Below are 25,233 nucleotides of genomic sequence, written 5' to 3' on the forward strand. Positions count from 1 at the left end.
TTGTCTCTCCGTTCAGTGATCTAATCCGGCCAGACCGGCATCGACCGGCAGGCCAAGGGCGGCAAGGAAGGCTCCGAATTTGGCGCCGGTCTCGGCGGCTTCGGCATAGGGGTCCGAGCCGGGAACGATTCCCGCGCCAGCATAAAGCCGTGCCTCGGGTCCATAGATTTCGGCGCAACGAATGGCGACGTGCCACGCGCCGTCGCCGCTGGCATCGCACCAGCCGACCGCTCCGGCATAGAAATCGCGCGGATGTGGTTCGAGCTTGCGGATCAACCCGCCTGCACGGGCCATCGGCAATCCGCACACCGCTGGCGTCGGATGCAGCAGCGATGCCAACAATGCCGAGGGGGTGCTGGCGTCGCGCAACCGCCCTTCGATGCGGGTCCCCAGATGCCACATGCTGCGGGTCGAGGTCAGCGTGGTTCCCTGAGGCGCGGCAAGGGTGCTGCATAGGGGCGACAGCACGTCCATGATGTATTCGGTGACAATTGCGTGTTCGCGGTGGTCTTTTTCCGACCTCATAAGTCCCGCGGCGGCGGCCCGATCCTGTACCGGATTGCCGCAACGCCGTGCCGATCCGGCAAGCGGATGCGAGGCAATCGCCGCGCCGGATTTCTCGATCAGCAATTCCGGCGTCGCTCCGCAAAGCACACGAGAGCGCCCGTCGCGCGGCGGCAGGGCCACGCGGAAGGCAGTCACGGCGGGGTCCTGCTCCAACCGCTGCATCAATGCGGCAACGGGAATGTCACGCCGCGTGCGGATCAGCAGGCTGCGCGCCAGCACAATCTTTTCCAAAGCGTCGGGTCGCCCGGCTTCGTCGGCCATGATGCCAAGCGCCTTGGCAACCTGTCCGGCAAAGTCATCGGCGGTCGGCTCGGGGTGCAGGGTCCAGTTGTCCAGCGGCAGGCCGGACGCGGTTGCGGGCGCGGTCGCCATGGTACGCTCGCATTGCCACAGACAGTCCTGATCGTCGCGGTCAAAGGGCAACGCTCCGCCGATCAGCGAACCTTCTGGCCCTGTCCTGAACGCCTGCGCGATCCGTTGCGCCAAGGTGTCATTGGTTCCGCGCGGCAAGCCCAGCGGGGTGCCGCAACCTGCGGTGTTGTCCCTGCCATGGAAGGCAAATGGGATCGTATCGGCCAGAGGTCGCTCGACCACTTCGGAAGCGTCTGAAATCTGGATGTTCATGGGTGATCTCATGGAATGGAAATGCGCCATGGTCGTGCCACCGTTCGCACGGTGGCATCGGTCGGCGGAAATTGTCGCAAATGGCTGAAGCCAGCCGGGGTCTGCGGGGCGGAACTCTCCTGCTCGTGACATTCCCGGGTGGCGAATACGCATGGTCGCTTCGGTGAATACGAAGGACGGACGGTCAGGGCCGACCCCTGATTTGGCTTCCCGCCGGGAACCTGTCAGAGGCGATCTGCAAAGGCAAGAAAAAACATCAGGATTGTTTCGGGCGGCGAAACCTTGCCGTTCGACCCAGCGGGGAACCCAGTCCCCGCCGCGGTGTTGGCCCTATGCTGCCCTTCCCGAACCCGAGGACAACATGCCCGAACCCATACACTACGATCTGGCCCGCGCGCGGGTATGCGTCATCGTGAATCTGGGCTCGGGGCGGAAAGCGGGGGATGCCATTGCCGATCAGATCCGCCAGCGTTTGCAGGACCGCGTCGCCCGTTTCGATCTGCGCCGTGTGACGAAGGGCAGCGATCTGCCCGCCATCGCCGCCAGCGCCGTGTCCGAGGGATTCGACCTGATCGTGGCGGCGGGCGGGGACGGCACGCAGGCCGCGATTGCGGGCGCGGTCGTTGACAGCGCGGCCACGATGGTGGTGATTCCGGCCGGCACGTTCAATTATTTTGCCCGCGATCTTGGCGTGGGCGAGACCGTCGATAAGGCGCTTGAGGTTTTAGACTCCCCGCATCAGCGCCGTATCCATGTCGGCGAGATCAACGGCATGCTGTTCCTGAACAATGTCAGTTTCGGTGCCTATCCCGAGATCCTCAAGCGGCGTGAAAGCATCTACAAACGCTGGGGCCGGTCCCGTATCGCGGCCTATTGGTCGGCGGTCGCGGCCTTGTGGAACCTGCGCCATCCGCTGCGGCTGACCGTGCGGGCGAATGGCCGCGAGCAGCAATTTACCACCGCGCTCGCTTTCGTGGCGAAAAGTGCCTACCAGCTTGAAAGCTTCGGACTGGACGGGGCAAAAGACATTCGCGAGGGCCGCGTTGCCCTGTTGATCGCACGCGCCCGCCGCCCCGGACCACTGGTCCGTTCTGCGCTGCGGCTGGCCATGGGCAAATCCGCCCGCTACGAGGATTTCGACCTGATCAGCGCCGACCGGATGGAGATCGAGACCCTGCCGCGCCACGAATACATCGCCCATGACGGTGAAAAGATGTGGATGGATTCGCCGTTTTCCGTGCGTGTCCGCCATCGGGCCTTGGCCGTTCTGGTTCCTGCCGATTCCGCTGGACGGGATTCGGCATGACCCGATTGATCCATCTCTCGGACCTGCATTTCGGCTACGAGCGCAGCGAACTGGTCGAACCGCTGCTTGAACGGGTCAACGCCGCAAATGCCGATCTGGTCGTGGTGACGGGTGATCTGACCCATCGCGGCCGTTCGGCGCAATTCGCTCGGGCCGCGAAATTCCTGCGCCGGATCGAGGCACCGCTTTTCGCAGTGCCGGGCAATCACGACATCCCGCTTTATCGCCTGACCGACCGGATGATGAAGCCCTATCGCCGTTATCGTCGAAGCATCGCCGAGAATCTCGAACCGGTCGGCCATGTCGGCAAGTTGCGGGTGCAGGGCGTGAACAGCGTAGACCCGATGGCGTGGCAGCGCGGTGTGATCACAGCGGCCCAGATACGCCGGATCGGCGAAGGGATCGACCCCGATTGCATCAACATCGTCGCTTTGCACCACCCGCTGCAACAGCGCCCGACCGTTGACAAGGCGCTGATGCGCGGCGCTCCCGAGGCGCTGGCCCTGTTTGAATTGCGCGGCGTCGATATCGTGCTGACCGGTCATCTGCATATCTGGGCTGCGGGCGCCTTTCTGCCCCCCGAGGGCAGGGGAATGCTGCAGATTCAGGCCGGAACCGCCCTGTGCGCGCGCGAAACGGACCTGCAGAACGAATTTGCCGTCCTCGACTTTCAGGGCCCGGATCTGACGATTGAGCGTTACGTCGCGCCGATGGACGAATCCGGTTTTAGGCCTCCGGAATTTATACACTTCCGCCGAGCGAACCGGCGCTGGCGGCAAGTCTAGGCGAAAATCCGACAGTTTCACTTTGTTTTGGCTGGACCTGATGGCGGGCAGCGGCTAGCTAGTTCGCGAATCCGCGTTTCGCGGCAGTCAAAGCATCAGAGGTCCAGCCATGCGTGCCCTTGCCCTTACGACTTTCCTTGCTTTCTCATCCGGTTCGGCCGCCATTGCTGCTGATATTTCGGTTCCGACCGCTCAGGGCGATGTCGCGTTCGCGGGCGTCCCCCAGAAGGTCGCGGTCTATGACCTGCCGTCGCTGGACACGTTGACCGCGCTTGGCGTCAGCGCCGCAGGCGTCCCCGAGAAGCTTTATGTCAAGCATCTTCAGGATCTGGCAGGCAATGCCGCTCCGGTCGGCACTCTGTTCGAGCCGAACCTAGAAGCTCTGGCCGGTTTGGGGCCGGATCTGGTTGTGGTCGGTGGTCGCTCTGCCGCGCAGAAATCCGCGGTCGAGCAAGTCGCGCCCGCCATCGACATGACCATTGGCGAGGATCTGCTGGCCGATTCCAAAGCCCGCCTTGCCGCTTTTGGCGCGTTGTTCGAGCGTCAGGACAAGGCCAGCGAACTGGCGGCGACACTGGACCAGAAAATCGCTGCCGTGAATGCTGCGGGCAAAGACAAGGGTCGCGCGCTGATCGTGATGACCAACGGGCCGAAGCTTGCGGTTTACGGCAGGGCCTCGCGTTTTGGCTGGATCCATGAAGCGACCGGAATGCCCGAAGCCGCCGAGCACATCAACACCGCCAATCACGGCGATGCCGTCAGCCATGAATTCATCGCCGAAGCCAATCCCGACTGGCTGTTCGTGATCGACCGCGGCGCTGCCGTCGGCGAAGAGGGGCAATCCGCCGAAGCCACCCTCAAGAACCCGCTGGTCGAGGGCACCAATGCATGGAAAGCCGGCCATGTCGTCTATTTGGACGCGGCCGATGCCTATATCTCGGCCGGAGGCTACACCTCGACCATCACGCTGCTGGATGAACTGACCGCGGCACTGACCAAGGGATGAGACTTCTGCCAGCCGCGATGCTGGTTCTGGTTGGCCTTGCCTGTGCCAGCCTGACCATCGGCGCCGCCAGCATCAGCATCCTCGAGGCGTCGCGCGATCCTTGGGCGGCGCTTATCCTGATGCAATCGCGTCTGCCCCGTACCTTGGCCGTGATCCTGACGGGGGCGGCGCTGGCGGTGGCGGGGGTCGTACTGCAGGCGCTGGTGCGCAACCGCTTCGTCGGGCCCGAAACCACCGGCACGGCTGAAAGCGCGACGCTTGGACTTCTGGCCGTCACCATCGTGTTTCCGGCCTCGCCGCTTTGGGCCAAGATGGTCGCGGCAAGCGTCGCCGCGATGCTGGGCACGGCGCTGTTCGTCGCGGTGATCCGCCGTCTTCCTGTCCGCGAGGTCATGCTGGTTCCGATTGCCGGATTGGTCCTGTCGGGGGTCATCGGCTCGGTCGCGACCTTTGTCGGTTGGCAGACCGATCTGTTGCAATATGTGAATGGCTGGCTGTTGTCGGGCGAGTTCTCGGGCGTGCTGGCTGGCCGCTACGAACTGCTTTGGGTCGCCGCAGCGGCGGCGGGGCTGGCGTGGTTCGCCGCCGATCGCTTCGCCATTCTGGGCCTTGGCGACAATGTCGCGACAGGTCTTGGCCTGTCTCCGGCCTCGGTCATGCGACTGGGGCTTGCCGTGGTCGCCGTGGTGACTGCGATGGTCATTACCACGGTCGGGCTGATCCCGTTTGTCGGTCTGGTCGTTCCGAACATCGTCGCCCGCATCATGGGGGACAATCTGCGCGCCTCGATTCCGGTTGTCGCGGTTTTCGGGGCGGTGCTGCTTCTGGCTTGCGACCTGCTCGGGCGCCTGATCCGCTATCCGTACGAGATCCCCGTCGGCACGATTCTGGGTGTGGTCGGCGCGGCGATCTTTCTTTGGTTGCTTTACCGCAGGCCCGCGCATGGCTGACCGGCGCGTGATGCTTTGCCTTGCCGCTGTGCTGGGGCTGGTCGTGGCATTCTGGATGCTGCAAGGGCTGCCCTCGGGGCAGGCCCGCGCCTTTGTCCTGAAGCTTCGCGCCGAGCGGTTGCTGGGCCTTCTGCTGGTCGGGATTTCGACCGGCATCGCAACGATCCTGTTCCAGACCGTTGCCGCCAACCGCGTGCTCACGCCGCAGATCATGGGGTTTGATTCCCTTTATATGCTGATGCAGACGATCATGGTCGCGACATTCGGCATTGCCGGATTTTCGGCCCTGCCGACCGGCGTCAAGTTTCTGGGCGAGGTCGGCGTGATGGTGCTGCTGGCCTCGATCCTGTTCGGAACCCTGCTGGGCAAGGGCGTGCGCGACATCCCCCGCACCATCCTGACCGGCGTGATCCTTGGCGTGCTGTTCCGTTCGTTGAACGCATTCGTCGGGCGGGTGCTGGACCCGAACGAATACGCGGTCGTGCAGCAGGCAAGCTTCGCGAGCTTCAGCAAGATCGACGCAAGCCTGTTGCCCGTGGCCCTTGCCCTGACGGCGGGCGGGGTGGTCGCCGCGCTTTGCCTGTCGTCGCGACTGGATGTGCTGGGGTTGGGGCGGGATCCCGCGATCTCGCTCGGTTTGCGCCACCAGCGTGAGGTGCTGGCGAGTTTGGCGATCGTGGCCTTACTGGTTTCCGTATCGACGGCGCTGGTCGGGCCGATCACCTTCTTCGGCCTGATTGTCGCGGGGCTGACCCATGGCCTGACCCGAAGCCCGCGCCACGCGGCCTTGCTGCCTGTCAGCGCCATGATCGCGGCGGTCACGCTGATCCTTGGCCAGCTCGTTTTCGAGCGCGTGCTGGGTCAGGCCGCCTTCCTGTCCGTCGTGATCGAATTTGCTGGCGGGCTGTTCTTCCTGTTCCTGCTCATCAGGGGGCGTATCCGATGATCCGTATTTCCGACCTCTCTTACCGGATCGGCAAGGCCACCATTCTTCGCGATATTTCGACCGAACTGCCGAAAGGAGCGCTGACCGCGCTGATCGGTCCGAACGGTGCAGGAAAGTCGACCCTGCTGCGGCTGATCGGACGCCTCGAGCCGCTGCAAACCGGATCGGTCAGCCTTGACGGTGCCGATCTTGCCAGCACCCGAACCGAGGATCTTGCCCTGCGCATGGCCGTCCTTGGCCAGCAGACCGCGATTGCCAGCCGTTTGCGGCTGCGCGAGTTGGTCGGCTTCGGTCGCTGGCCGCATCATCGCGGTCGCCCATGTGCCAAGGACAGCGCGATTGTCGACGAGGCTTTGGCAGGGTTCGCATTGGGCGATCTCGCCGATCGCTTCATCGACGAGATCTCGGGCGGGCAGGCGCAACGCGCCTATCTGGCGATGACGGTGGCGCAGGATACCGACTGGTTGTTGCTGGACGAGCCGCTGAACAATCTGGACATGGCCCATGCGCGGGCCTTGATGTGCCGGTTGGCCGAACTGGTACGCGGATCAGGGAAAAGTGTGGTCACCGTCATCCATGAGGTGAATTACGCTGCCGCTTGGGCCGATCATGTCGTCGCGATGAAAGATGGTCGCATCGTCGCGCAAGGAACGCCGCACGAGGTTCTGACCAGCGAGACGCTGTCCATGCTGTATGACACACCCGTCACGGTCGGTACGCATCAGGATCGGCCCCTGATCCTGCATCACGTCTGAACCGCCACGCGGGACGCCCGCCCCGCCCCATCGAGGGGCAAGGCAGGCGGGGGGCGATGCCCCCGTCCCGGCATCAGGTCTTGGGCTCGATCCTGATCCGTGTGCCCCAGGGGTCAGCAAGGCTGTCGCTGCCAAGCGCCGCCAAAGCGGTGGCATCGGCCTGTAGCACGACCTCGGACAGGCCGGTCACGTTCCGGCTGCGCTTGCCCGCGCCGCGGCTGTTCCAGATGTTTCCCGCCAGATGGTGGTGGTAACCGCCGGTGGCAAAGAAGCTTGCGCCGAAGCGGTGCGAGGTCCGGTCCATGCCCAGCCGGTTCATGTAGAAATCCTCGGCCTGCGCCACATCGCCCACCTGCAGGTGAACGTGACCGACCACGGTGTCTTCGGGCGTGGTCGCCCAGCCGTCGCTTCCGTCATCGAGAACGGATTGCAGGTTCAGGGGGGTCGTGTCCATTTCGACCTCGGTTCCGGTCCATACCCAGCTGTCGCGGGGGCGATCGACATAGACCTCGATCCCGTTGCCTTCCGGGTCGTGCAGATAGACCGCCTCGCTCACGAGGTGATCGGACGCACCGTCAAGGCCGATCTGGTTCGCGGCGATGAAGCGAAGCCAGCTTCCCAGTGCCGCGCGGTCGGGCAGCAGGAACGCGGTGTGGAACAGCCCCGCCTCGCGCGGGCGGTAGCGGGCGGCCTTGTCGCGATGCAGCTTCAGCAGCGGGCGGTTCCCCGCACCAAGTACCAGCTCCTCGGCATCGCCCGACAGGCGCTGCAAGCCAATGATTTTCTGGTAATAATCGCCAACCTTGGACAGGTCGTTGACTGTCAGCGCGACATGTCCGATCTGGATGGGGGCATCACTGGTTGCCATGGCGATCTCCTTTGCGTGTCTGATTTGACACCAATCTAGGCGATCACGATTTGCCCTGAAATGGCGGGTAATGGGTAACACAATCGCCCGAATGGAGACAATTCGACCAATTGCCTTCCGTGGCCCTTGGGCGCATTATGCGGGACCCTTTTTCCAGCCGGTGCGCAATGAAACCCAGACCCCAAACTCCGCATCGGCAGGCCAAGTCCCGCGCTCCGGCTGCCCCCCGCCCGCCCGTGGCAGAGAAACCCGAAACCGCGCCGCTGGCCGCCGACCAGTCGCGGATGGAGATCTATCTGGTCGCCACACCGGGGCTCGAGGAACCGCTGGCGCAGGAGGCCTCGGCGCTAGGCTTCGACATCCGCCCCGAGCAGGGCGGCGTGACCTTTACCGGCGGTTGGCCCGATGTGTGGCGCGCGAACCTGCAGATGCGGGGCGCGACCCGTGTTCTGGTCCGCATCGGTTCGTTCCGCGCGATGCATCCGGCGCAGCTGGACAAGCGGGCGAAGCGTTTCCCCTGGTCAGACTTCCTGCGCGCGGATGTGCCCGTGCGGGTCGAGGCGACCAGCCGGAAATCCCGCATCTATCATGCCGGTGCGATCACCCAGCGGATCGAGGCCGCGATCACGGAAAGCCTTGGCGCGCCCATCGCCGATGACGCCCCCGTGACCATCAAGGTCCGGATCGAGGACGACCTTTGCACGATCAGCCTTGATTCCTCGGGCGAGTCGCTGCATCGCCGTGGCCACAAGCAGGCTGTCGGCAAGGCCCCCATGCGCGAGACCATGGCCGCGATGTTCCTGCGCCAATGTGGCTTTGACGGGACCGAGCCGGTGCTGGACCCGATGTGCGGCTCGGGGACGTTTGTCATCGAAGCTGCCGAGATGGCCGCCGGTCTGCAACCAGGTCGCGTCCGCGACTTCGCGTTCCAGCACTTCACCAGTTTCGATCCGGCGGCATGGGCGGCGATGAAGGCCGATACGGCCCGCGTCACGCCTGAACTGCGTTTTTACGGCAGCGACCGCGATCCGGGCGCGATCCGCATGAGCAGCGAGAACGCCGAACGCGCTGGCTTGATCGGTTGGACCGCGTTCAGGAACCTGTCGATCAGCGACATCGAGCGCCCCGAAGGGCCTGCCGGTCTGGTCATCATCAACCCGCCCTATGGCGCGCGGATCGGCAATAAGGGGCCACTATTCGGCCTGCACGCCGCGATGGGCGAAGTCCTGCGCGAGCGGTTCAAGGGCTGGCGCGTCGGCATCGTCACCAGCGACCCGCAGCTTGCCCGCGCGACCGGCCTGCCATTCCGCGAACCCGGTCCCTATGTCGCGCATGGCGGGCTGAAGATCCGGCTGTATCTGACCGCGCCGCTTTAATCCTTGCCGTGCCGCGCCGCAGCCCGTTTCGCGGGCCAGCGGGGCAGGGCGGGGACGTCCAGAACCTCGCCCGGCTCGATCACCGATGCGAGCCAAGCCAGATCCCGCCGCGCCATCGCGATGCAACCCGCCGTCGGAAAGCCGGGTCTGCGCCATTGGTGCAGGAAAATCGCCGAACCCTTGCCTGCCTCGGCATCGGGCCAGTTCCAGTCGGTAATCAGCACGATGTCGTAAAGCGGATCGGCGCGGCGCAATGCCTCGTGGCTGGGGGAAAAGGGCGCGCGGACATACTGGTTATATTCGACATCGCCCGACGCATCGCACCACAGATCCCCCGTCAGGATCGGCTGCGCCCATCTGGCGGGACGGGCCACGCGGTCGGGTCGGTACAGCAGCCCGACGATGCGGTGTTCGCCGATCGGCGTCGCGCCGTCGCCCTCGCGCTTGTTAAGGGTCAAGCCGCCACGCCCGACGCTGCAAGGGATGATCCTGCCGCGCGCACCCAGTCCCATCGGTGTCAGTCGTATCATAGCAGATGCCCCGATTTTTCGGCCTTCACGTCCAGATAATTCGTGTTGTGGCGGTTGCGCTGGGTGATCAGCGGCACGCGCTCGGCCACGGCAATGCCATGCCCTTCCAGCATCGACACCTTGCGCGGGTTGTTCGTCATCAGCCGGACCGAGTTGAACCCCATCTTGCGCAGGATACCCGCGCCGATGCGGAAGTCGCGCTCGTCATCCTCGAAGCCCAGACGATGGTTGGCCTCGACCGTGTCGAAACCCTGATTTTGCAGCGCATAGGCCCGCATCTTGTTGGCCAGCCCGATGCCGCGCCCCTCTTGATTCAGATACAGCAGGACACCTTCGCCCGCCTGACCCATCGCGGCCAAGGCCGTATGTAGTTGCGGCCCGCAATCGCATTTCAGACTGCCCAGCACGTCGCCGGTAAAACAGGCCGAATGCAGCCGCGCCAGAACGGGTTCCGCGCGTGAGGGGCTGCCGATCTCGACGGCGTAATGCTCGGCCGCGCCATCATCGGGGCGGAAAATGTGCAGCTTCGAGTTTTCGGCCGCGAGCAGGGGCAGACGGGCAGCCGCCACCGGAGTCATCGCGGCTTCGGTCGCCAGTTGCTCTAGCGCCGGTCCGGGTTGCAGGCGCGTAAGGCCCTCGGGGATGGATTCGACCCGCACCAGCAGCACGGCGGGCAGAAGCTGCGCCGATTTGACCAAGGCGATCGCCGCGCGATGGGCGGTGACATCGCCGCCGCGCTCGCTGCGCAGCGGTCCCTTCATCGGGGTCATCAGATCGCCCGCCGGATCGGCTACGGCGCGCAACCATGCCAGATCGGCGTCCAGCGGCACCTCGATGCGGGCCAGATCGCCGTCATAGACCCGCGCCTTGAGCGTCCCCGCGCGCCAGCTTGTGACGGTCAGAACGGCGGGCCCCATGGTTCGCAGCAGAGCCAGACGGCCAGAGGACAGGGTCTCGACCGCGGCGGCCAGATGGTCGCCGATCACGATCGGCAGGCCCATCCGCAAATCACTGCGGGCGCGCGAAACGGTCTCGGTCAGGGTCGGGATCAGGGACATCGGAGCAGCCAAACTGAAACAAACTGAAACATAGGGACGTTTTCCGACAACTCCATGTGAGAATTGCTGCAATGCGCTGGACGCGAGCGCCCCCGCACCTCACGTTTCCGCCATATCGCCAAAGGAGGCAAGAATGGCCGGACTTAAAAAGATCCTGCTGGTTGACGATGAGGAAGATCTGCGCGAGGCGCTGGCCGAACAACTTGTCGCCACCGAAGATTTCGAAGTGTTCGAGGCTGGCTCGGGCCACGAGGCGGTCGAACGCACCAAAGGCGCGATTTTCGATCTGGTCGTGCTGGATGTCGGATTGCCCGATACCGACGGGCGGGAATTGTGCAAGCGCCTGCGCAAGCAAGGCGTGAAATGCCCGATCGTCATGCTGACGGGCCATGACACCGATGCGGACACGATCCTTGGCCTTGATAGCGGTGCGAACGACTACATCATCAAGCCGTTCAAATTCCCGGTGCTTCTGGCCCGCCTGCGCGCGCAGTTGCGGACGCATGAGCAGTCAGAGGATGCGATCTTCCAGCTTGGGCCGTATACGTTCAAGCCCGCGATGAAGCTTCTGATCGATCCCAAGGACCGCAAGATCCGCCTGACCGAGAAGGAAACGAACATCCTCAAGTTCCTGTATCGCGCGCAGGACGGTGTCGTGCCGCGCGACGTGCTGCTGCACGAGGTTTGGGGCTATAACGCCGGTGTGACGACGCACACGCTGGAAACCCATATCTACCGCCTGCGCCAGAAGATCGAGCCCGATCCGTCAAGCGCGCGCCTGCTGGTGACCGAATCCGGCGGATACCGGCTGGTCGCCTGACGCATCGGGAACCATGGGGCCTTTCGCGGGTTTTCCCCGCGAAGCCCAGTGGTTCGGCGGATACGGCCACATGCAAGACCCGGTCCCCTGTGGCCGGGTCTTTGCGTTTCTGCCCGCGCGGCAGGCACGCCCCGGACGGCCCGTCGAGGGCCGCCCGTGTCGCGGGGGCCTTGCCCCCGAACCCCTCGCGCCAGTGGACAAAGCCCGTCCGGCCCCCTAGGTTCGCGCCTCGATCAACCGGAGGCTTTTCATGTTCACCCTTGCCACCTGGAACATCAACTCGGTCCGTCTGCGCGAGGCGCTGGTCTCGCGGCTGCTGACCGAAGAGGCCCCCGACATCCTGTGCCTGCAAGAGATCAAGACACCCGTCGAGAAATTCCCGACCGAGGCCTTTGCCGCCCTTGGCTATCGCTACCTCGTGGCCCGCGGTCAAAAGGGCTATAACGGCGTTGCCATCCTGTCGAAGCTGCCCTTGGAGGATGCGGGCGACCGCGATTACGCCGCCCTTGGCCATGCCCGCCATGTCGCTGCCAAGCTGGAGAACGGCGTCACCATCCACAATTTCTATGTCCCTGCCGGTGGCGATATTCCCGACCGCGAGCAGAACGTGAAATTCGGCCAGAAGCTGGATTTCCTGACCGAGATGCGCGACGCCTTCCACGCCGACAACCCGTCGAAATCCATCATGGTGGGCGATCTGAACATCGCACCCCGCGAGGATGATGTCTGGTCCCACAAGCAATTGCTGAAGATCGTCAGCCACACGCCCGTCGAGGTCGAGCATCTGGGCGCCGCGCAGGACGCGGGCAAATGGGTCGACATCACCCGTCAGGACATCCCCTCGGGCCTGCTTTACAGCTGGTGGAGCTACCGCGCCAAGGATTGGGACGCTGCCGACAAGGGCCGTCGTCTGGACCATATCTGGGCCACGCCGGACATCTCGAATGCGGGCCACGCCAGCCGCATCCTGCGTCCCGTGCGCGGCTGGGAGCAGCCCAGCGATCACGTCCCGGTTCTGGCCAGCTTCGACCTGTGATGCGCCCTTTCGCTCAGGGCCGTCACGCACCATATTGCGCCTGACACATAAAACCCGACACTGCAGGGGAAATACATGGCCATGCTATTTGACGGCGCCGCTTCGAGCGCCCCGCAAACCGAAGACTTCATCATTGACGTGACCGAAGCCAATTTCATGGCCGAGGTCGTAGAAAAGTCGATGCAGATTCCGGTCATCGTGGATTTCTGGGCGCCGTGGTGCGGCCCCTGCAAGACCCTTGGCCCCCAGATGGAGGCCGAGGTCGCCCGCCACAAAGGCCGGGTCCGCATGGCCAAGATCAATGTCGACGAAAACCAGATGATCGCCGCGCAAATGCGCGTGCAGTCGATCCCGACCGTCTATGCCTTTTTCCAGGGCCAGCCCGTCGATGGGTTCCAGGGTTCGATTTCGCAAAGCGAGATCAAGAAATTCGTCGAGAAGCTTGCCGCGATGGGCGGCGATGACGGCGGACTGGCCGACGCCCTTGAAGCCGCCGAGGCGATGCTGACCGAAGGCGCGGCCGATGATGCCGCCGAAACCTTCGCCGCCATCATCGAGGAAGAGCCGGAAAACGCCATCGCCTGGGGCGGCCTGATCCGCTCGCGCATGGCACAGGACGATCTGGACGGGGCCGAGGCCGATCTGGCCCGCGTTCCCGCCGCTGCGGCGAATGCCGCGCCGGTCGAGGCCGCGCGCGCGCAGTTGCAACTGGCCCGTCAGGCCGCGTCCGCCGGTCCGCTCGACGATCTGCGCCTCAAGGTCGAGGCGGATCCCGCCGATCAACAGGCCCGCTTCGATTACGCGACGGCCCTGCATGCGGGGGGCGAGATCGAACTGGCGATCGACCAGCTTCTGGAAAGCTTCCGCCGCGACCGCGAATGGAACGAAGGCGCGGCCAAGGTCCAGCTTATCACCATTTTCGACGCGCTGAAGCCGACCGATCCGATCGCGCAAAAAGGCCGTCGTCGCCTCTCGTCGCTGATTTTCCTGTAATATGGCCAAAACCGAGGAACTGCCGGTCGAGATCCCGCTGTTTCCGCTGAGCGGGGCGGTCCTGCTGCCCCGCACCCGCTTGCCGCTTCAGGTCTTCGAGCCGCGCTATCTGCAGATGGTCGAGGACGTGCTGAAAACCCGCTCGCGACTGATCGGCATCATCCAACCGGTGCAAATGGGGGCCGAGCGGCTGTGCCAGATCGGCTGCGCTGGCCGGATCGTCGCTTTTTCGGAACTGGATGACCGCCGCGTGATGATCTCGCTGCGGGCGCGGTCACGGTTCCGGCTGCTCAAGTCGGATTCGACCGACACGCCCTACCGCGTCGGTCGTGTCGACTGGTCCGGTTTCGAGGCCGACCGCGATCCGCGCTGCCAGACGGTCGAAGGCTTCGACCGCGAGGTTCTGATCCAGCGCATCAAGCGTTACGCGGAATTGCGTGGTCTGGCCTCGGATTGGGGCGCGGCCGCGGTTACCGAAGAAGAGACACTGGTCAATTCGCTGGCCATGCTGCTGCCTTTCTCGGCCGAGGAAAAACAGGCGCTGCTGGAAAGCCCGACCCTTGCGGACCGCCGCGAATTGCTGGACGGGCTGCTGGAATACGCCCTGAGGGGCGGCGATGACGAGGAAACGATCCAATGACCGATGCGAAATCTCCGGTGGCTGCGACCACATCCGCAAGCGAGCGTGGCTTTGATCGCCACATGCTTGAGGCTCTGGTCTGTCCGGTCACCCACACCACGCTGCGTTACGACGCCCAGCGGCAGGAACTGATCTCGGAAGCTGCGGGTCTGGCCTTTCCGATCCATGACGGCATCCCGATCATGCTGATCGACGAGGCGCGCCAGCTTAAAGCCGACTAGGCGAAACCCGCTGTACGCCCTGTGTACGGGCGGTGTACGGCCTGTGTACAGATGCCACAGGCCGTATTTTCATGATATCAGGGACTTACAGTCCTGCGGCTTCGTCGGTGCCCAGCATGATGTTCAGGTTCTGGACCGCCGCGCCCGACGCACCCTTGCCAAGGTTGTCCAGCACCGCGACCAGCACCGCGCAGCCGTTTTCGGCATCGCCGTGGACCGACAGTTCCAGCTTGTTCGTGTCGTTCAGTTTCGTCGGGACGACCCGTGCCTCGGGCTCGACAACCGAGACGAACTGGCTGCCCGCGTAATGCGCCGCCAGCGTCTCGCGCAGGTTGTCCAGATTGCGGGCCGCATTCAGGTGTAGCGGGATCTGGACTGCCATGCCCTGCGCAAAATTCCCGACCGAAGGGGCAAAGACCGGACGCGTCGTCAGGTCGGAATATTTCATAATTTCAGGCAGATGCTTGTGCTTCTGGCCAAGTGCATAGACAAACGAGGCGGGCGCTTCGCCACGCTCATACTCGCCGATCATCTCTTTGCCGCCACCGGAATAGCCCGACACGGCATTGATCGACAGGACTTCATCCTTGCCGACCAGACCGGCCTTGACCAGCGGTGCCAGCAGCGAGATGGCTCCGGTCGCATAGCAGCCGGGATTCGAGACATATTGCGCGCCTGCAATCGCCCCGCGTGCATCTTCGGTCAGCTCGGCAAAACCGAAAACCCATTCCGGATCAACGCGATGCGCGGTCGAGGCGTCGATGAAACGCACGGGCAGTCCGGCGGCCAGCGCCACGGCTTCCTTGGCGGCGGCGTCAGGCAGGCACAGGATCGCGACATCGGCGCTGGCAAAAGCCTCGCGGCGGGCATCGGCATCCTTGCGGCGGGCGGGATCGATCTGGATCAGCTCGATATCGTCGCGTCCGATCAGACGGTCACGGATCTGCAGGCCGGTCGTGCCGGCCTCGCCGTCGATGAAAACCTTATGCGCCATGAGGGCCTCCTGTTTGCAGGGCCTTTTAGCGCGGCGTCAGGGTCGAGGCAAATCGTGATTGCCCTGCGGATCTCAGATCCCGCACAGATCCGAGCGGACCAGAAAACGCCTCTCCCGACCGTTATCCAAACTGAACATCCCGCCCCGACCGGGGACCGCGTCGATGGTCAGGCGGGTATGTTTCCACGTTTCGTACTGGCTGGCCGAGATATAGAACGGCATGTTCCCGATCTCGCCCAGTTTCACGTCACGCTCGCTCAGACGGAACTCTCCTTGCGGGTAGCACATCGGAGACGAGCCGTCGCAGCACCCGCCGGATTGGTGGAACATCACCGGCCCATGATCGGCGACGATCTCGGCCAGCAGATCAAGCGCGGCGGGTGTGGCCTCGACCTGATCAAGCCCTTGATGTGCTGCGACGCTTTCCATCAGCTTGTCATGTCCAAGACCATGCGGCCCTCGATCTGGCCCTTGTGCATTTTGGCGAAGATATCGTTGATGTCTTCCAGCTTGGCCTTGTGGATGGTCGCCTTGACCTTGCCCTCGGCGGCGAAATCCAGCGATTCCTGCAGGTCCAGCCGCGTGCCCACGATCGAGCCGCGCACCGTGATCCCGTTCAGGACCATGCCGAAGATATCCAGCGGGAAATCCCCCGGAGGCAATCCGTTCAGCGCCACGGTGCCGCCCCGTGCGGCCATGCCGATGGCTTGTTCGAACGCCTTGCGTCCAACAGCCGTCACCAGCACACCCTGAGCGCCGCCATCCGTCGCGCGCTTGATCGTGGCAGCGGGGTCATTGTCCGTCGCCGCGTTGACGGTGACGGTCGCGCCCAGCTTGCGCGCAAAAGCCAGTTTCTCATCGTCGATATCGACAGCGGCGACGTTCAGGCCCATGGCCTTGGCATATTGCACCGCCATATGGCCCAGCCCGCCAATTCCCGAGATGACCACCCAGTCGCCCGGCTTGGTGTCGGTGACTTTCAGCCCCTTATAGACCGTTACGCCCGCACAAAGCACCGGAGCAATTTCGAGGAAGTCGATGTTTTTGGGCAGGTGGCCCACATAATTCGGATCGGCCACGACGTAATCGGCAAAGCCGCCATTCACCGAATAACCGGTGTTTTCCTGCGTTTCGCACAGCGTCTCCCAGCCGCCCAGACAATGGCGACAATGGCCGCAGGCGGTATATAGCCACGGCACGCCGACGCGGTCGCCTTCTTTCACATGCTTGACGCCCGCCCCCACGGCCGAGACGAAACCGACGCCCTCATGGCCGGGAATGAACGGTGGGTTGGGCTTGACGGGCCAGTCGCCTTCGGCGGCATGCAGATCTGTATGGCATACGCCGGAGGCTTGAATCTTGACCTGAATCATGCCGTGGCCGGGTTCGGGGATCGGCACCTCGTCAATGGTAAGGGGTTTGCCGAATTCGCGGACGACCGCAGCCTTCATCGTTTTAGCCATGAAAGAAGTCCTCGCTATCTGGTAAGAACGACTGAAGCGGGGCGGTTCGCGCCGCCCCGCCAGTTTCTTGTCGAACCGGACCTAGAAGAAGCCCAGTTTCTTCGGCGAATAGCTGACCAACATGTTTTTGGTCTGCTGGTAGTGATCGAGCATCATCTTGTGGGTTTCGCGCCCGATGCCGGATTGCTTGTAGCCGCCAAAGGCTGCATGCGCCGGATAGGCGTGGTAGCAGTTGGTCCAGACCCGACCCGCCTTGATGCTGCGACCCATGCGGAAGCAGGTGTTCGCGTCACGCGACCACACGCCCGCGCCAAGTCCGTAAAGCGTGTCATTGGCGATCTCCAAGGCCTCGGCTTCGGTCTTGAAGGTCGTGACCGAGACCACGGGACCAAAGATTTCCTCTTGGAAGATCCGCATCTTGTTGGTGCCGCGGAAGATCGTCGGCTCGATATAGAAACCGCTGGACAACTCGCCGCCCAGATCGGCTGCCTTGCCGCCGGTCAGAACTTCGGCCCCTTCCTTCTTGCCGATATCGAGATAGCTGAGGATCTTTTCCTTTTGCTCGGACGATGCCTGCGCGCCGATCATGGTCGAGATATCGCGCGGGTCGCCTTGCTTGATCGCCTTGGTACGGGCCACGGCGCGTTCCATGAAGCGGTCATAGATCGATTCCTGGATCAGTACGCGCGATGGGCAGGTGCAGACCTCGCCCTGGTTCAGCGCGAACATCGCAAAGCCTTCCAGCGCCTTGTCGAAGAAATCGTCATCCTCGCGGGCGACGTCCTCGAAGAAGATGTTGGGGGATTTGCCGCCCAGTTCCAGCGTCACCGGAATCAGGTTTTCGGCCGCGTATTGCATTATCAAGCGGCCGGTTGTCGTCTCGCCGGTGAAGGCAATCTTGGCAATGCGCGGATTCGAGGCCAGCGGCTTACCCGCTTCCAGACCGAAGCCGTTCACGATGTTGAGCACACCCGGAGGCAGCAGATCGCCGATCAGGCTGGCCCAGACCATGATGGTGGCGGGGGTCTGTTCTGCGGGCTTCAGCACCACGCAGTTGCCTGCGGCCAGCGCCGGAGCCAGCTTCCAGCAGGCCATCAGCAGCGGGAAGTTCCACGGGATGATCTGGCCCACGACGCCCAGCGGTTCGTGGAAGTGATAGGCGATGGTGGTCGAGTCGATTTCCGAGATCGTGCCTTCCTGACCGCGCAGGACGCCGGCGAAATAACGGAAATGGTCGATCGCCAGCGGCAGGTCGGCGGCCATGGTCTCGCGGATCGGCTTGCCGTTGTCCCATGTTTCGGCAGTGGCCAGCAGTTCCAGATTCGCCTCCATCCGGTCGGCGATCTTCAGCAGGATGTTGGAACGCTCGGCTGCGGGCGTATGGCCCCAGCGGTCCTTGGCGGCATGGGCAGCATCCAGCGCCAGTTCGATATCCTCGGCATTCGAGCGCGCGATCTCGCCGATTTCAGCGCCGGTGATCGGCGTCGTGTTGATGAAGTATTTGCCGGATTTCGGCGCGACCCAGTTGCCGCCGATATAGTTGTCGTAACGTTTCGCGAAGGGCAGAACATTGACCCCTTTGAAGTCATGTGTCTGGTCGTTCGGCATGGTATCCTCCTGTCAGACCGGCTCCTCCAGCCGGTTCGACAAGCAGCCTGTGACGGGGCGAAACACAAAGCAACGTGGGCGATACGCCGCAGCGCAGAATGTGTTTCACCCCTGAGACAGTCGGCCCCGATTTTCCGAAATCCCCAATCGGGTCATGCGCCGGTACAGCGTTGCGCGGCCCACACCAAGCGCGCGCGCCGCAGCCGAGACATTGCCCTCGGCCCGCGCCAGCGCACGAATCACGGCGGCACGTTCGGCCCGCTCGAAACCGGTGACCTCGTCCTCGCGCCCGAACAGGTCCGAGGCGGGGCGGGGGCGCAGCTGGCCTTCCTTTTCCAGACCGTAAGCGCGGCGCGCGGCACGGTTCGCACCGATCGCCAGATCGTCCTTGTCGACGGCGACCAGCAGTGTCGCGTCATCCATGCCGTCGATCTGGGCCGTGATGATCCGTGCGCAGGGGAACGAGACGCGAAAGAACGCCGCTTCGATCTGGCGGGCGCTTTGGGCGACCTGCGCCGCGATCAGCGCGTTCCAGCGTTCGCTGTGATCCAGACGCGCGGTGCTGACATCCAGCGCCGCGATCAGCCGTCCGTCCGGCCCCCAGATCGGCGCGTCCATGCAGGACAGGCCGGTATTGCGGGCGTAGAAATGCTCGTTGCGGTGGATCGTAACCTGCCGACCTTCGGCCAGACAGGTGCCGATGCCGTTCGTTCCCTCGGCGGCCTCGGACCAGTCGGTTCCGGCCCATAGGCCCCAATCGCGGAAGGTGGCGGCGTCGGCCTCGTTGACGCGCTGTTCAAGCACGATGCCGGTCGAGTCGGTCAGCAGCACATTGCATCCGGTCGGGCAGACAAGCTGGAACAGATGGTCCAGTTGCGGGCGGGCTACGGCGACGAAGCCGTCCAGCCTTTCGTGCCGTTCGGCCAGTTCGCGCGCGTCAAGACGGCGCACCAATGGGGCTCGGGCCGGGTCCAGCCCGTGCTTGACCATCGACCGCCGCCAACTCGCGGCAAGTCGTGTCACGGCCCCCGGCGATTGGGACGCTTGTGCGACGCGGTCTTCGTGTCGGTGTTCGGGCAAGGCTTCCTCCCTCCTTACTCGATGGGGCGAGTATGAGATGGCTTGCCGGTCGGAGCAAGAAAACCTTTAGGGCGTGACTGTCACCGTGCCGCCGTCGCTCCATGCCCGGAACTCGGGGCGGTACATATCCTCGACGCTGGCGGCGGGATGGCGGAATCCGCCCGGAGTCACCGCACGCACGATGTAGGCCAGCGAGAACGGATCGATCGAGGTCCAACTGAGTGCGGCGGTAAAGCGGTCGGCACGGAACTCGGTCATTTCGGCATCGGTCTGTCCCTGCAGCCAGTCCAGCGCCGAGATGTCGCCCGCTCGCAAAAGGTTCGGGTTGTCGATCTCCCATCCGGCCGGTAGGGGGTCGTTGACGATCAGCCGACCGCCACCCTCGGCTTCGGGAATGACTTTCAACTCGACGACCATGCGTGTTCCCTGCGGCACCGAGCTTGGATCAAGCGCCGTGCCGTCGATGCGGTAATAGCTGCGCTGGATGCGGTAGCCGCGCCCGCCCGCTTGCGGCGACGCTGTGGGTTTTCCGGTTGCGGTCAGCGTGACCTCAAGTGGTTGCTCACCCGTATTCGCGATACTGGCCGAGGCATCGGGCAGGCTGGTGACGGCCTCGGACAAAGCGACTCCGTTCAGGCTGACGGAGGGTGGGGATTGCGAGAGCGCCTTGGCCGCCATCACGGTCCAGACCGATTCCTGTGTCGATAGCGTCTGCCCGCCCGCCTGTGCCTGGGCGATCCGCTCGGCCACTTGCGAGGTCAGGCCGGTCTGATCGACGGCCTCGGATTTTGCATCCGCGGCCAAGGCCAGCAGCGCCGTCGCATCGCGCAATCTGGTGCCGTAATCGGCACGGAGGACATGCGCCTCGGGCGCGCCAAGATCCAGCAACTCGCGGGCCTGCGCGAACAGTCGGTCGGCCCGCACCTGATCGCCATAAGAGGCCAGCGCCGCACCCAGATTTCCGGCCGCCATCGGGGTCGAGAACGCCCCCGACGCTGTATCCGCGTAATAACGCAGATCGCCGATTGTCGCCGCACGTTCCCGCGCGAGAACCGCAAGCGCATAGGCAAGAGCCGCGTTATCCTCGGGCGTGGCGGACATCGGATCGGTCGCGTAATTGGCGCGGTTCCTGAGATTGTCGATGGCCATGCGGAAGGCCTTGTCGGGCACCTGATAGCCTGCGCCGCGTGCCCGAGACAGGAAATCGGTGACATAGGCCTCTAGCCACAGATCGCCGGAATCGGCGCGCCACAATCCGAAGCCGCCATTCGAACCCTGACGGGTCAGGATCTGCGTGATCGCATCCTGCACCTGTTTGTCGCTGTCCCCGCTTGCGACGCCTTCGATCGCGGACAGGCCCGACACATACAGCAAGGGCATCGCCCCCGAGGTCAGCTGTTCGGTGCAGCCGTAAGGATAGCGGTCGAGCCGCGCCAAAGCGCCCGCGACATCCAGTCGGGCATAGGGACCAAAGGCGGCGGTCAGCAGCGCACCGGGCATCAAGTTCGCCGTCAGTGCGGGCGGCAGCGTGATGCTTTGGCCCGCCGGAATAGTCAGTCGATCCTGAAGCTGGATGTCGGCCTCGTTCAGGGCGACGGGAATAGCGATATCCTTGGCCAGCGCCAGACCATCCGGCGTGGTCAGGGTCAGGCGTAATCTGGCCACCCCTTCGGCATCACCGGCGACCACGGGCATTTGCACCTGCGCTTCGGCCTTGTCAGCCAAGGTCACGCTATCGGTCGTAAGATTGGCTCTCAATGGCGCGTCGCCGCCTGTCTGTTCGACGGCGAGTCTCATCTCTCCGGCGGGACCGCTGGCATGGGTCAGGCGCAATCCGACCTGCGCCTGATCGCCCGGCGCAAGGAAGGCGGGCGCGGTCACCGTCATCACGATCGGGTCGCGCACAAGGACCGAGGCATCCGCCTGTCCTACCCCCTTGGCCGACCAGACGACCGCCATGACGCGCACCTCGCCATTGAAGTCCCCGACCGGAACCTCGACCGATGCCGTGCCATCCGCCGCGACCGTCACCGGTCCCGAGAACCAACTCATCAGCTTTTCGGTGGGGGGCGGTGCCTCGGTGCTTGCGGACATGGCGTCGCCCCCTTCGCGCAGTGCCCCGTCAGGCGCTCCCGAGGACAGGATCAGCCGCCCGTAAAGATCGCGTAGTCCGACACCCAATCGCCTTTGACCGAAATAATGCCCCGAGGGATCGGGTGGCGCAAAGCGCGTCAGATTCAGGATACCCTGATCGACGGCGGCGATGGTGGCAAAGACCGTCTCACCTGCCGCGCCGTCGACCTTCAGCGAGACGGGAATAACTCCGCGCGGACGCGTTTCCGCAGGTGCCGAAATGCTCGCGGCAAGTTGGCGGTCGCCCGGATCGACGGTGGCATGAGCCAGTCCCAAGGCCCGCGCCGGTATGCGGCTTGCGGCCGGAGCATCGCCCAAGGGCCGGATTGCACTGACGGTGATATAGACCCCCGCGCCCCAATCGTCCGTTACCGGCAGATCAATGCGGTTCTCGCCCGATTTCAGCGACACGGTCTGCATCGAGACAAGCCGGTTCGACAACACGGATACCAGACCCGCTCCGTCGGCCAGCGCCTGAACCCTGACCCGCGCGGTGTCGCCGCTACGATAGGCGGGTTTATCCAGTACGACCTGCAGGCGGTCGGGCGTGGGCGTGCCCGCATCCGCAACCGCGCCCCAGCCCGCATAGAACCGGATCGCGCTTTGACCGCCCTGACCCAAGGCAGGTTCGGCGACCAGTTCATACTGGCCCCATTCGACGGGGGCGGCAATTTCGGCGGGTGTTTCGCTAGGTTCGGCTGTGCCTTCGGCAATGCGGCTGCGGCTGGTGACCGGCTCCCAGTTCCATTGCCCGTCAAGCGAATACCATTGGTAATCGGTGTCGATCCGGTTCAGCACCCAACGGACGGGGGCAGGGGCCGGTTTCAGATCGGGCCCGACGGCGATCAGCGAAAAGCGGGCCTCGGCGTTTTCCGGAACCGTATCGCCCTTGAACACCGGTTTGATGCCGATCACTGGCCCCGTCGGCATGACGGTACGGGATTCGACCCGCTCGACCGGACGCCCCGCGCCTTCGCGGATGTCCAGAACCACCTGTGCCTCGACGGGGCGGGGGCCAAGTTCGGAGGCCGGAGGCAGGGTGATCTGCGTCTGGTAGTTTCCTTGGGCATCGGTTTGACCTGCGGGAAGGCTGTTCGTCACGGCCGCAGTTTCATTGTCGTCGCGGCCAAAGACATAGCCGTCAAATCCGGCAAGACTGCGGGTCGGGGTCAGGCGCAACTGGCCTTCGACGGGCAGATTGGCGGCGGGCGCACCGAACAGCCAATGGGCGTTCAGCGTCAGCGCCAGTTCGCCGCCCGCCTGCGCCGGACCTTCGGGCAGAGTGGGGGTGAAGTCGATCCGTTCGGGCAGGAAGTCCTCGATCAGCAGGCGCGAGGTGGACAGCGCGGGGCCATCGGCCTCGGCGCGCAATTCCAGCCGCCATGTTCCACGTGGCGCGTTGCCGGGAATTTTCCATGCGACGACGTTTCCGCCCGCACCTGCTGCTGTCGGGGTCAGGCGGGTCTGTTCGACACCGTCGGGGCGCAGGATCACGGCGGTCAGCGGCAGGTTCTCTAATGCGCGCGCTTCGGGATTGCGGGTCAGGATGGTGGCGTTCAACGTCTCGCCGACCCGATAAGCGCCGCGCTCGGTCGTGACGAACAGGTCGATCGGAGGAGCGGGCGGCTGGCCTTCGACACCTCGGTCGGACAGGTCGAACTCGGGATCGGTCAGCGACAGGAAGGCCATGTCGCGCGGTGCGCGTTTGGCCCCTTCACCTTGCCAGTCGGTCGCCGTGACCAGCGCGGGCGCGGCCCCGTCCGTTCCAAGGCTAAGTCCCGGTGCAAAATGCGCGATCCCCTGATCGTTTGTCAGTACCTTGGCCAGCACCTCGTTCGAGCGGCTGACCAGCGCGATTTCGGTCCCGACCTTGGCAGTGGTGTCGTTCAGACTACGGACGGCGACCGTCAGCCCGTCGCTGCCCGAATAGGTCGAGATTCCGAAATCCGAGATGACGAACCATTGCGTCGCCAGCCCCGTATCCGAGACATCCGTGCCCGAGACGCTGGCCTCGACGATATAGATCCCCGGCTCCAGCGGGCCAGCAGCGGCGGGGATCGCAAGGCTGGTGGTCAGTTCCTGATTCAGGACATTCGCGCCCGCCGGTTTTGCGACCTGAGCCGTGCCTTTCCAGACCTCGCGCGCCATCCGGCTCGAGAAATAGTCGGTCTGCCAGCTGTCCAGCGGCGAGGCGAACATATCTTCGGCCATGGCGCGGATCAGGTTCCGGTCCGAGATGCGTAGCAGCGTCAGGTCGATCTGGTCGGCATTGACCGTGACCATCGACAACCGCTGGTCGCCGGACGAGGGCAGAACATAGGCCCGCCCCGGAAAGCGGATCTCGGGTGAACGGTCGCGGACATAGCCGCGCAAGGACACATCGCGCGCAAGCCTTTCGCCATCGGCGGAAGGCAGACCCGCGCGCAGACCCAGTTCGATCTCTTGGCCATGGGTCAGGCCCGCGACGCAGAGGCGGTCGTCGGCGGCCTCGACAGTCAGGTCTCCGGCGGGCAGGCGCACGAAAGGCGTGTAATCGGTGCCGGTTTCCAACTGTCGGGACAGGACGGCACAAAAGCGGGGCAGGCGGCCTTCGGATTCGACCTGCGTATCGGTCACGCGCAGGCCGTTCCGGTCCTCGGAACCCGCCAGCGCCGAAGCGATCTCGCTGTCGCCGGGCGAAAGCTCCGCCGCAAGCCGGAGCGCGTTCAGCGAATCCGGTCCGCGATCCAACCGCTCAAGGGCCATGGCCAGCCATGACAGCGCCCGCCCCGCGACGGCATCGCTATCGGCACGAAGATAGCCGTTCGTCGCCATCGACGCGATCGCGTTCGATGCGTCGCGGTCACCGGAATCGCTGGTGTAGAGCGTCAGTCGCGACAGATTGGTCCAGTCCTCGGCCAGATCGTCGGCGGCGACGATGCGGGTCATGATCTGGGCGGCACCTGCCAGATCGCCAGCAACTTCGGCGGCCTCCGCTTCGGGGCGGGGATCGCCCGTGCCAAGCGGCGGGTTCATCGCCGGCAGTAAACGCGCCTGTTTCAGGGCAGCATCAAGATCACCTGCACCAAGGAAGGTTGCCGCTGCCGCGCGGGCCTTCGCATGGGCGGCAGCGTCCGGCGAAAGCGCGGCAACGCGGGCCGAGATTGCGCCTGCAAACGGGGCCGGTTCGGCCGCGCCCTCGCCTTTCGGGAAGCAGGAGCGCGCCTTCTGGTTATAGGTCAGCGCAAGGCATTGGTCGTCGCCAAGACATGCCTGAATGCAAGCTTGCAACGTGGTGTCGAAAATCCGCCCCAGATCGCCGCCGGGAAGGTCGGTATCGGGAAGAAGTTGCAGGCGCTTTTCAGGAACCGGAGATTCTTGCGCATGAACCGGCCACGCGGCCAACAGCCCAAGCGCCAGAGTTGCTGCGACAAGGCGATAAGCTGGCATGGTTCCCTCCCGTTCCGCATGGCCCAGTTGTGCCATCCGGTGCGG

General features: G+C 64.3%; 22 protein-coding genes. 12 read left to right on the forward strand and 10 right to left on the reverse strand.

The window, feature by feature from the left end; all coding sequences use genetic code 11:
- Positions 1-12: 12 nt before the first annotated feature.
- Positions 13-1,191, reverse strand: coding sequence for an isochorismate synthase (locus tag GL286_RS07580; protein ID WP_155094967.1), 1,179 nt, complete (start codon positions 1,189-1,191; stop codon positions 13-15).
- A 361-nt stretch (positions 1,192-1,552) separates the two neighbouring features.
- On the opposite strand from GL286_RS07580, the gene GL286_RS07585 reads away from it, so the two are divergent.
- The 6 genes from GL286_RS07585 to GL286_RS07610 all read left to right on the forward strand — a co-directional run bounded on the left by GL286_RS07585 (position 1,553) and on the right by GL286_RS07610 (position 6,939).
- Entirely contained in the window at positions 1,553-2,497 is a 945-nt protein-coding gene (locus GL286_RS07585) for a diacylglycerol/lipid kinase family protein (protein WP_155094968.1), read from the forward strand.
- Positions 2,494-3,282, forward strand: coding sequence for a metallophosphoesterase family protein (locus GL286_RS07590; protein ID WP_155094969.1), 789 nt, complete (start codon positions 2,494-2,496; stop codon positions 3,280-3,282). The genes GL286_RS07585 and GL286_RS07590 overlap by 4 nt, the downstream gene beginning before the upstream one ends.
- A gap of 109 nt (positions 3,283-3,391) precedes the next feature.
- Entirely contained in the window at positions 3,392-4,288 is an 897-nt protein-coding gene (locus GL286_RS07595; protein ID WP_155094970.1) for a siderophore ABC transporter substrate-binding protein, read from the forward strand.
- Positions 4,285-5,238 carry an ABC transporter permease gene (locus tag GL286_RS07600; protein ID WP_155094971.1) on the forward strand — a complete coding sequence of 318 codons (954 nt, stop codon included), beginning with the start codon at positions 4,285-4,287 and terminating at the stop codon, positions 5,236-5,238. The genes GL286_RS07595 and GL286_RS07600 overlap by 4 nt, the downstream gene beginning before the upstream one ends.
- Positions 5,231-6,184, forward strand: coding sequence for an iron chelate uptake ABC transporter family permease subunit (locus GL286_RS07605; protein WP_155094972.1), 954 nt, complete (start codon positions 5,231-5,233; stop codon positions 6,182-6,184). The genes GL286_RS07600 and GL286_RS07605 overlap by 8 nt, the downstream gene beginning before the upstream one ends.
- The gene (locus tag GL286_RS07610; RefSeq protein WP_155094973.1) at positions 6,181-6,939 is read left to right on the forward strand and encodes an iron ABC transporter ATP-binding protein; all 759 of its coding nucleotides are present in this window, start codon (positions 6,181-6,183) and stop codon (positions 6,937-6,939) included. The genes GL286_RS07605 and GL286_RS07610 overlap by 4 nt, the downstream gene beginning before the upstream one ends.
- A 73-nt stretch (positions 6,940-7,012) precedes the next feature.
- Here GL286_RS07610 and GL286_RS07615 read toward each other — a convergent pair whose 3' ends face one another.
- Positions 7,013-7,807 carry a VOC family protein gene (locus tag GL286_RS07615; protein ID WP_155094974.1) on the reverse strand — a complete coding sequence of 265 codons (795 nt, stop codon included), beginning with the start codon at positions 7,805-7,807 and terminating at the stop codon, positions 7,013-7,015.
- A gap of 167 nt (positions 7,808-7,974) precedes the next feature.
- On the opposite strand from GL286_RS07615, the gene GL286_RS07620 reads away from it, so the two are divergent.
- Positions 7,975-9,183 (forward strand): THUMP domain-containing class I SAM-dependent RNA methyltransferase, encoded by a 1,209-nt coding sequence (locus GL286_RS07620; RefSeq protein WP_155094975.1) that lies wholly within the window; start codon positions 7,975-7,977, stop codon positions 9,181-9,183.
- On the opposite strand, the gene GL286_RS07625 is transcribed toward GL286_RS07620, so the two are convergent.
- Both GL286_RS07625 and ribA read right to left on the reverse strand, forming a co-directional pair.
- The gene (locus GL286_RS07625) at positions 9,180-9,713 is read right to left on the reverse strand and encodes a L,D-transpeptidase family protein (RefSeq protein ID WP_155094976.1); all 534 of its coding nucleotides are present in this window, start codon (positions 9,711-9,713) and stop codon (positions 9,180-9,182) included. The two genes, GL286_RS07620 and GL286_RS07625, sit on opposite strands and share 4 nt — an antisense overlap.
- Positions 9,710-10,771, reverse strand: a complete 1,062-nt coding sequence (ribA, locus tag GL286_RS07630; protein ID WP_155094977.1) for a GTP cyclohydrolase II — start codon at positions 10,769-10,771, stop codon at positions 9,710-9,712. Before ribA ends, GL286_RS07625 begins: the two co-directional genes overlap by 4 nt.
- Before the next feature lie 133 nt (positions 10,772-10,904).
- On the opposite strand from ribA, the gene GL286_RS07635 reads away from it, so the two are divergent.
- From GL286_RS07635 to GL286_RS07655, 5 genes are all read left to right on the forward strand, one after another.
- Positions 10,905-11,591 (forward strand): response regulator transcription factor, encoded by a 687-nt coding sequence (locus GL286_RS07635; protein ID WP_155094978.1) that lies wholly within the window; start codon positions 10,905-10,907, stop codon positions 11,589-11,591.
- 250 nt (positions 11,592-11,841) lie between these two features.
- Positions 11,842-12,627: an exodeoxyribonuclease III gene (locus GL286_RS07640; RefSeq protein WP_155094979.1), complete on the forward strand. Its 786-nt coding sequence runs from the start codon at positions 11,842-11,844 to the stop codon at positions 12,625-12,627.
- Between the two features lie 75 nt (positions 12,628-12,702).
- A complete protein-coding gene (locus tag GL286_RS07645) occupies positions 12,703-13,620 on the forward strand; it encodes a tetratricopeptide repeat protein (RefSeq protein WP_425496091.1) in 918 nt (305 codons plus the stop codon).
- A gap of 1 nt (position 13,621) precedes the next feature.
- The gene (locus GL286_RS07650; protein WP_155094980.1) at positions 13,622-14,260 is read left to right on the forward strand and encodes an LON peptidase substrate-binding domain-containing protein; all 639 of its coding nucleotides are present in this window, start codon (positions 13,622-13,624) and stop codon (positions 14,258-14,260) included.
- Positions 14,257-14,481, forward strand: coding sequence for a Trm112 family protein (locus GL286_RS07655; protein ID WP_155094981.1), 225 nt, complete (start codon positions 14,257-14,259; stop codon positions 14,479-14,481). The genes GL286_RS07650 and GL286_RS07655 overlap by 4 nt, the downstream gene beginning before the upstream one ends.
- An 85-nt stretch (positions 14,482-14,566) precedes the next feature.
- Here GL286_RS07655 and argC read toward each other — a convergent pair whose 3' ends face one another.
- The 6 genes from argC to GL286_RS07685 all read right to left on the reverse strand — a co-directional run bounded on the left by argC (position 14,567) and on the right by GL286_RS07685 (position 25,188).
- Complete coding sequence (gene argC, locus GL286_RS07660; RefSeq protein WP_155094982.1) at positions 14,567-15,475, reverse strand: N-acetyl-gamma-glutamyl-phosphate reductase; 909 nt, start codon at positions 15,473-15,475, stop codon at positions 14,567-14,569.
- Between the two features lie 72 nt (positions 15,476-15,547).
- Entirely contained in the window at positions 15,548-15,904 is a 357-nt protein-coding gene (locus GL286_RS07665; RefSeq protein WP_155094983.1) for a DUF779 domain-containing protein, read from the reverse strand.
- Positions 15,904-16,938 (reverse strand): alcohol dehydrogenase AdhP, encoded by a 1,035-nt coding sequence (gene adhP / locus GL286_RS07670; RefSeq protein WP_155094984.1) that lies wholly within the window; start codon positions 16,936-16,938, stop codon positions 15,904-15,906. Before adhP ends, GL286_RS07665 begins: the two co-directional genes overlap by 1 nt.
- 81 nt (positions 16,939-17,019) lie before the next feature.
- Positions 17,020-18,546 carry an aldehyde dehydrogenase gene (gene adh / locus GL286_RS07675; RefSeq protein WP_155094985.1) on the reverse strand — a complete coding sequence of 509 codons (1,527 nt, stop codon included), beginning with the start codon at positions 18,544-18,546 and terminating at the stop codon, positions 17,020-17,022.
- 105 nt (positions 18,547-18,651) lie between these two features.
- Positions 18,652-19,626 (reverse strand): helix-turn-helix domain-containing protein, encoded by a 975-nt coding sequence (locus tag GL286_RS07680; protein ID WP_155094986.1) that lies wholly within the window; start codon positions 19,624-19,626, stop codon positions 18,652-18,654.
- A gap of 66 nt (positions 19,627-19,692) precedes the next feature.
- Positions 19,693-25,188 carry an alpha-2-macroglobulin family protein gene (locus tag GL286_RS07685; RefSeq protein WP_155094987.1) on the reverse strand — a complete coding sequence of 1,832 codons (5,496 nt, stop codon included), beginning with the start codon at positions 25,186-25,188 and terminating at the stop codon, positions 19,693-19,695.
- Positions 25,189-25,233: the final 45 nt, after the last annotated feature.

Origin of the sequence: Paracoccus aestuariivivens (genome assembly GCF_009711225.1) — a bacterium.
GTDB classification, from domain to species: Bacteria; Pseudomonadota; Alphaproteobacteria; order Rhodobacterales; family Rhodobacteraceae; genus Paracoccus; species Paracoccus aestuariivivens.

Excerpts from the sequence above, each read along its gene's own strand:
- GL286_RS07665 (WP_155094983.1), bottom strand. The coding sequence starts at position 15,904 with ATGGAAAGCGTCGCAGCACATCAAGGGCTTGATCAGGTCGAGGCCACA.
- GL286_RS07635 (WP_155094978.1), top strand. The coding sequence starts at position 10,905 with ATGGCCGGACTTAAAAAGATCCTGCTGGTTGACGATGAGGAAGATCTG.
- GL286_RS07655 (WP_155094981.1), top strand. The coding sequence starts at position 14,257 with ATGACCGATGCGAAATCTCCGGTGGCTGCGACCACATCCGCAAGCGAG.
- GL286_RS07650 (WP_155094980.1), top strand. The coding sequence starts at position 13,622 with ATGGCCAAAACCGAGGAACTGCCGGTCGAGATCCCGCTGTTTCCGCTG.
- GL286_RS07645 (WP_425496091.1), top strand. The coding sequence starts at position 12,703 with ATGGCCATGCTATTTGACGGCGCCGCTTCGAGCGCCCCGCAAACCGAA.
- GL286_RS07580 (WP_155094967.1), bottom strand. The coding sequence starts at position 1,191 with ATGAACATCCAGATTTCAGACGCTTCCGAAGTGGTCGAGCGACCTCTG.
- GL286_RS07590 (WP_155094969.1), top strand. The coding sequence starts at position 2,494 with ATGACCCGATTGATCCATCTCTCGGACCTGCATTTCGGCTACGAGCGC.
- GL286_RS07615 (WP_155094974.1), bottom strand. The coding sequence starts at position 7,807 with ATGGCAACCAGTGATGCCCCCATCCAGATCGGACATGTCGCGCTGACA.
- argC (WP_155094982.1), bottom strand. The coding sequence starts at position 15,475 with ATGGCGCATAAGGTTTTCATCGACGGCGAGGCCGGCACGACCGGCCTG.
- ribA (WP_155094977.1), bottom strand. The coding sequence starts at position 10,771 with ATGTCCCTGATCCCGACCCTGACCGAGACCGTTTCGCGCGCCCGCAGT.
- GL286_RS07640 (WP_155094979.1), top strand. The coding sequence starts at position 11,842 with ATGTTCACCCTTGCCACCTGGAACATCAACTCGGTCCGTCTGCGCGAG.
- adh (WP_155094985.1), bottom strand. The coding sequence starts at position 18,546 with ATGCCGAACGACCAGACACATGACTTCAAAGGGGTCAATGTTCTGCCC.
- GL286_RS07685 (WP_155094987.1), bottom strand. The coding sequence starts at position 25,188 with ATGCCAGCTTATCGCCTTGTCGCAGCAACTCTGGCGCTTGGGCTGTTG.
- GL286_RS07625 (WP_155094976.1), bottom strand. The coding sequence starts at position 9,713 with ATGATACGACTGACACCGATGGGACTGGGTGCGCGCGGCAGGATCATC.
- GL286_RS07605 (WP_155094972.1), top strand. The coding sequence starts at position 5,231 with ATGGCTGACCGGCGCGTGATGCTTTGCCTTGCCGCTGTGCTGGGGCTG.
- GL286_RS07620 (WP_155094975.1), top strand. The coding sequence starts at position 7,975 with ATGAAACCCAGACCCCAAACTCCGCATCGGCAGGCCAAGTCCCGCGCT.
- GL286_RS07595 (WP_155094970.1), top strand. The coding sequence starts at position 3,392 with ATGCGTGCCCTTGCCCTTACGACTTTCCTTGCTTTCTCATCCGGTTCG.
- GL286_RS07600 (WP_155094971.1), top strand. The coding sequence starts at position 4,285 with ATGAGACTTCTGCCAGCCGCGATGCTGGTTCTGGTTGGCCTTGCCTGT.
- GL286_RS07585 (WP_155094968.1), top strand. The coding sequence starts at position 1,553 with ATGCCCGAACCCATACACTACGATCTGGCCCGCGCGCGGGTATGCGTC.
- adhP (WP_155094984.1), bottom strand. The coding sequence starts at position 16,938 with ATGGCTAAAACGATGAAGGCTGCGGTCGTCCGCGAATTCGGCAAACCC.
- GL286_RS07610 (WP_155094973.1), top strand. The coding sequence starts at position 6,181 with ATGATCCGTATTTCCGACCTCTCTTACCGGATCGGCAAGGCCACCATT.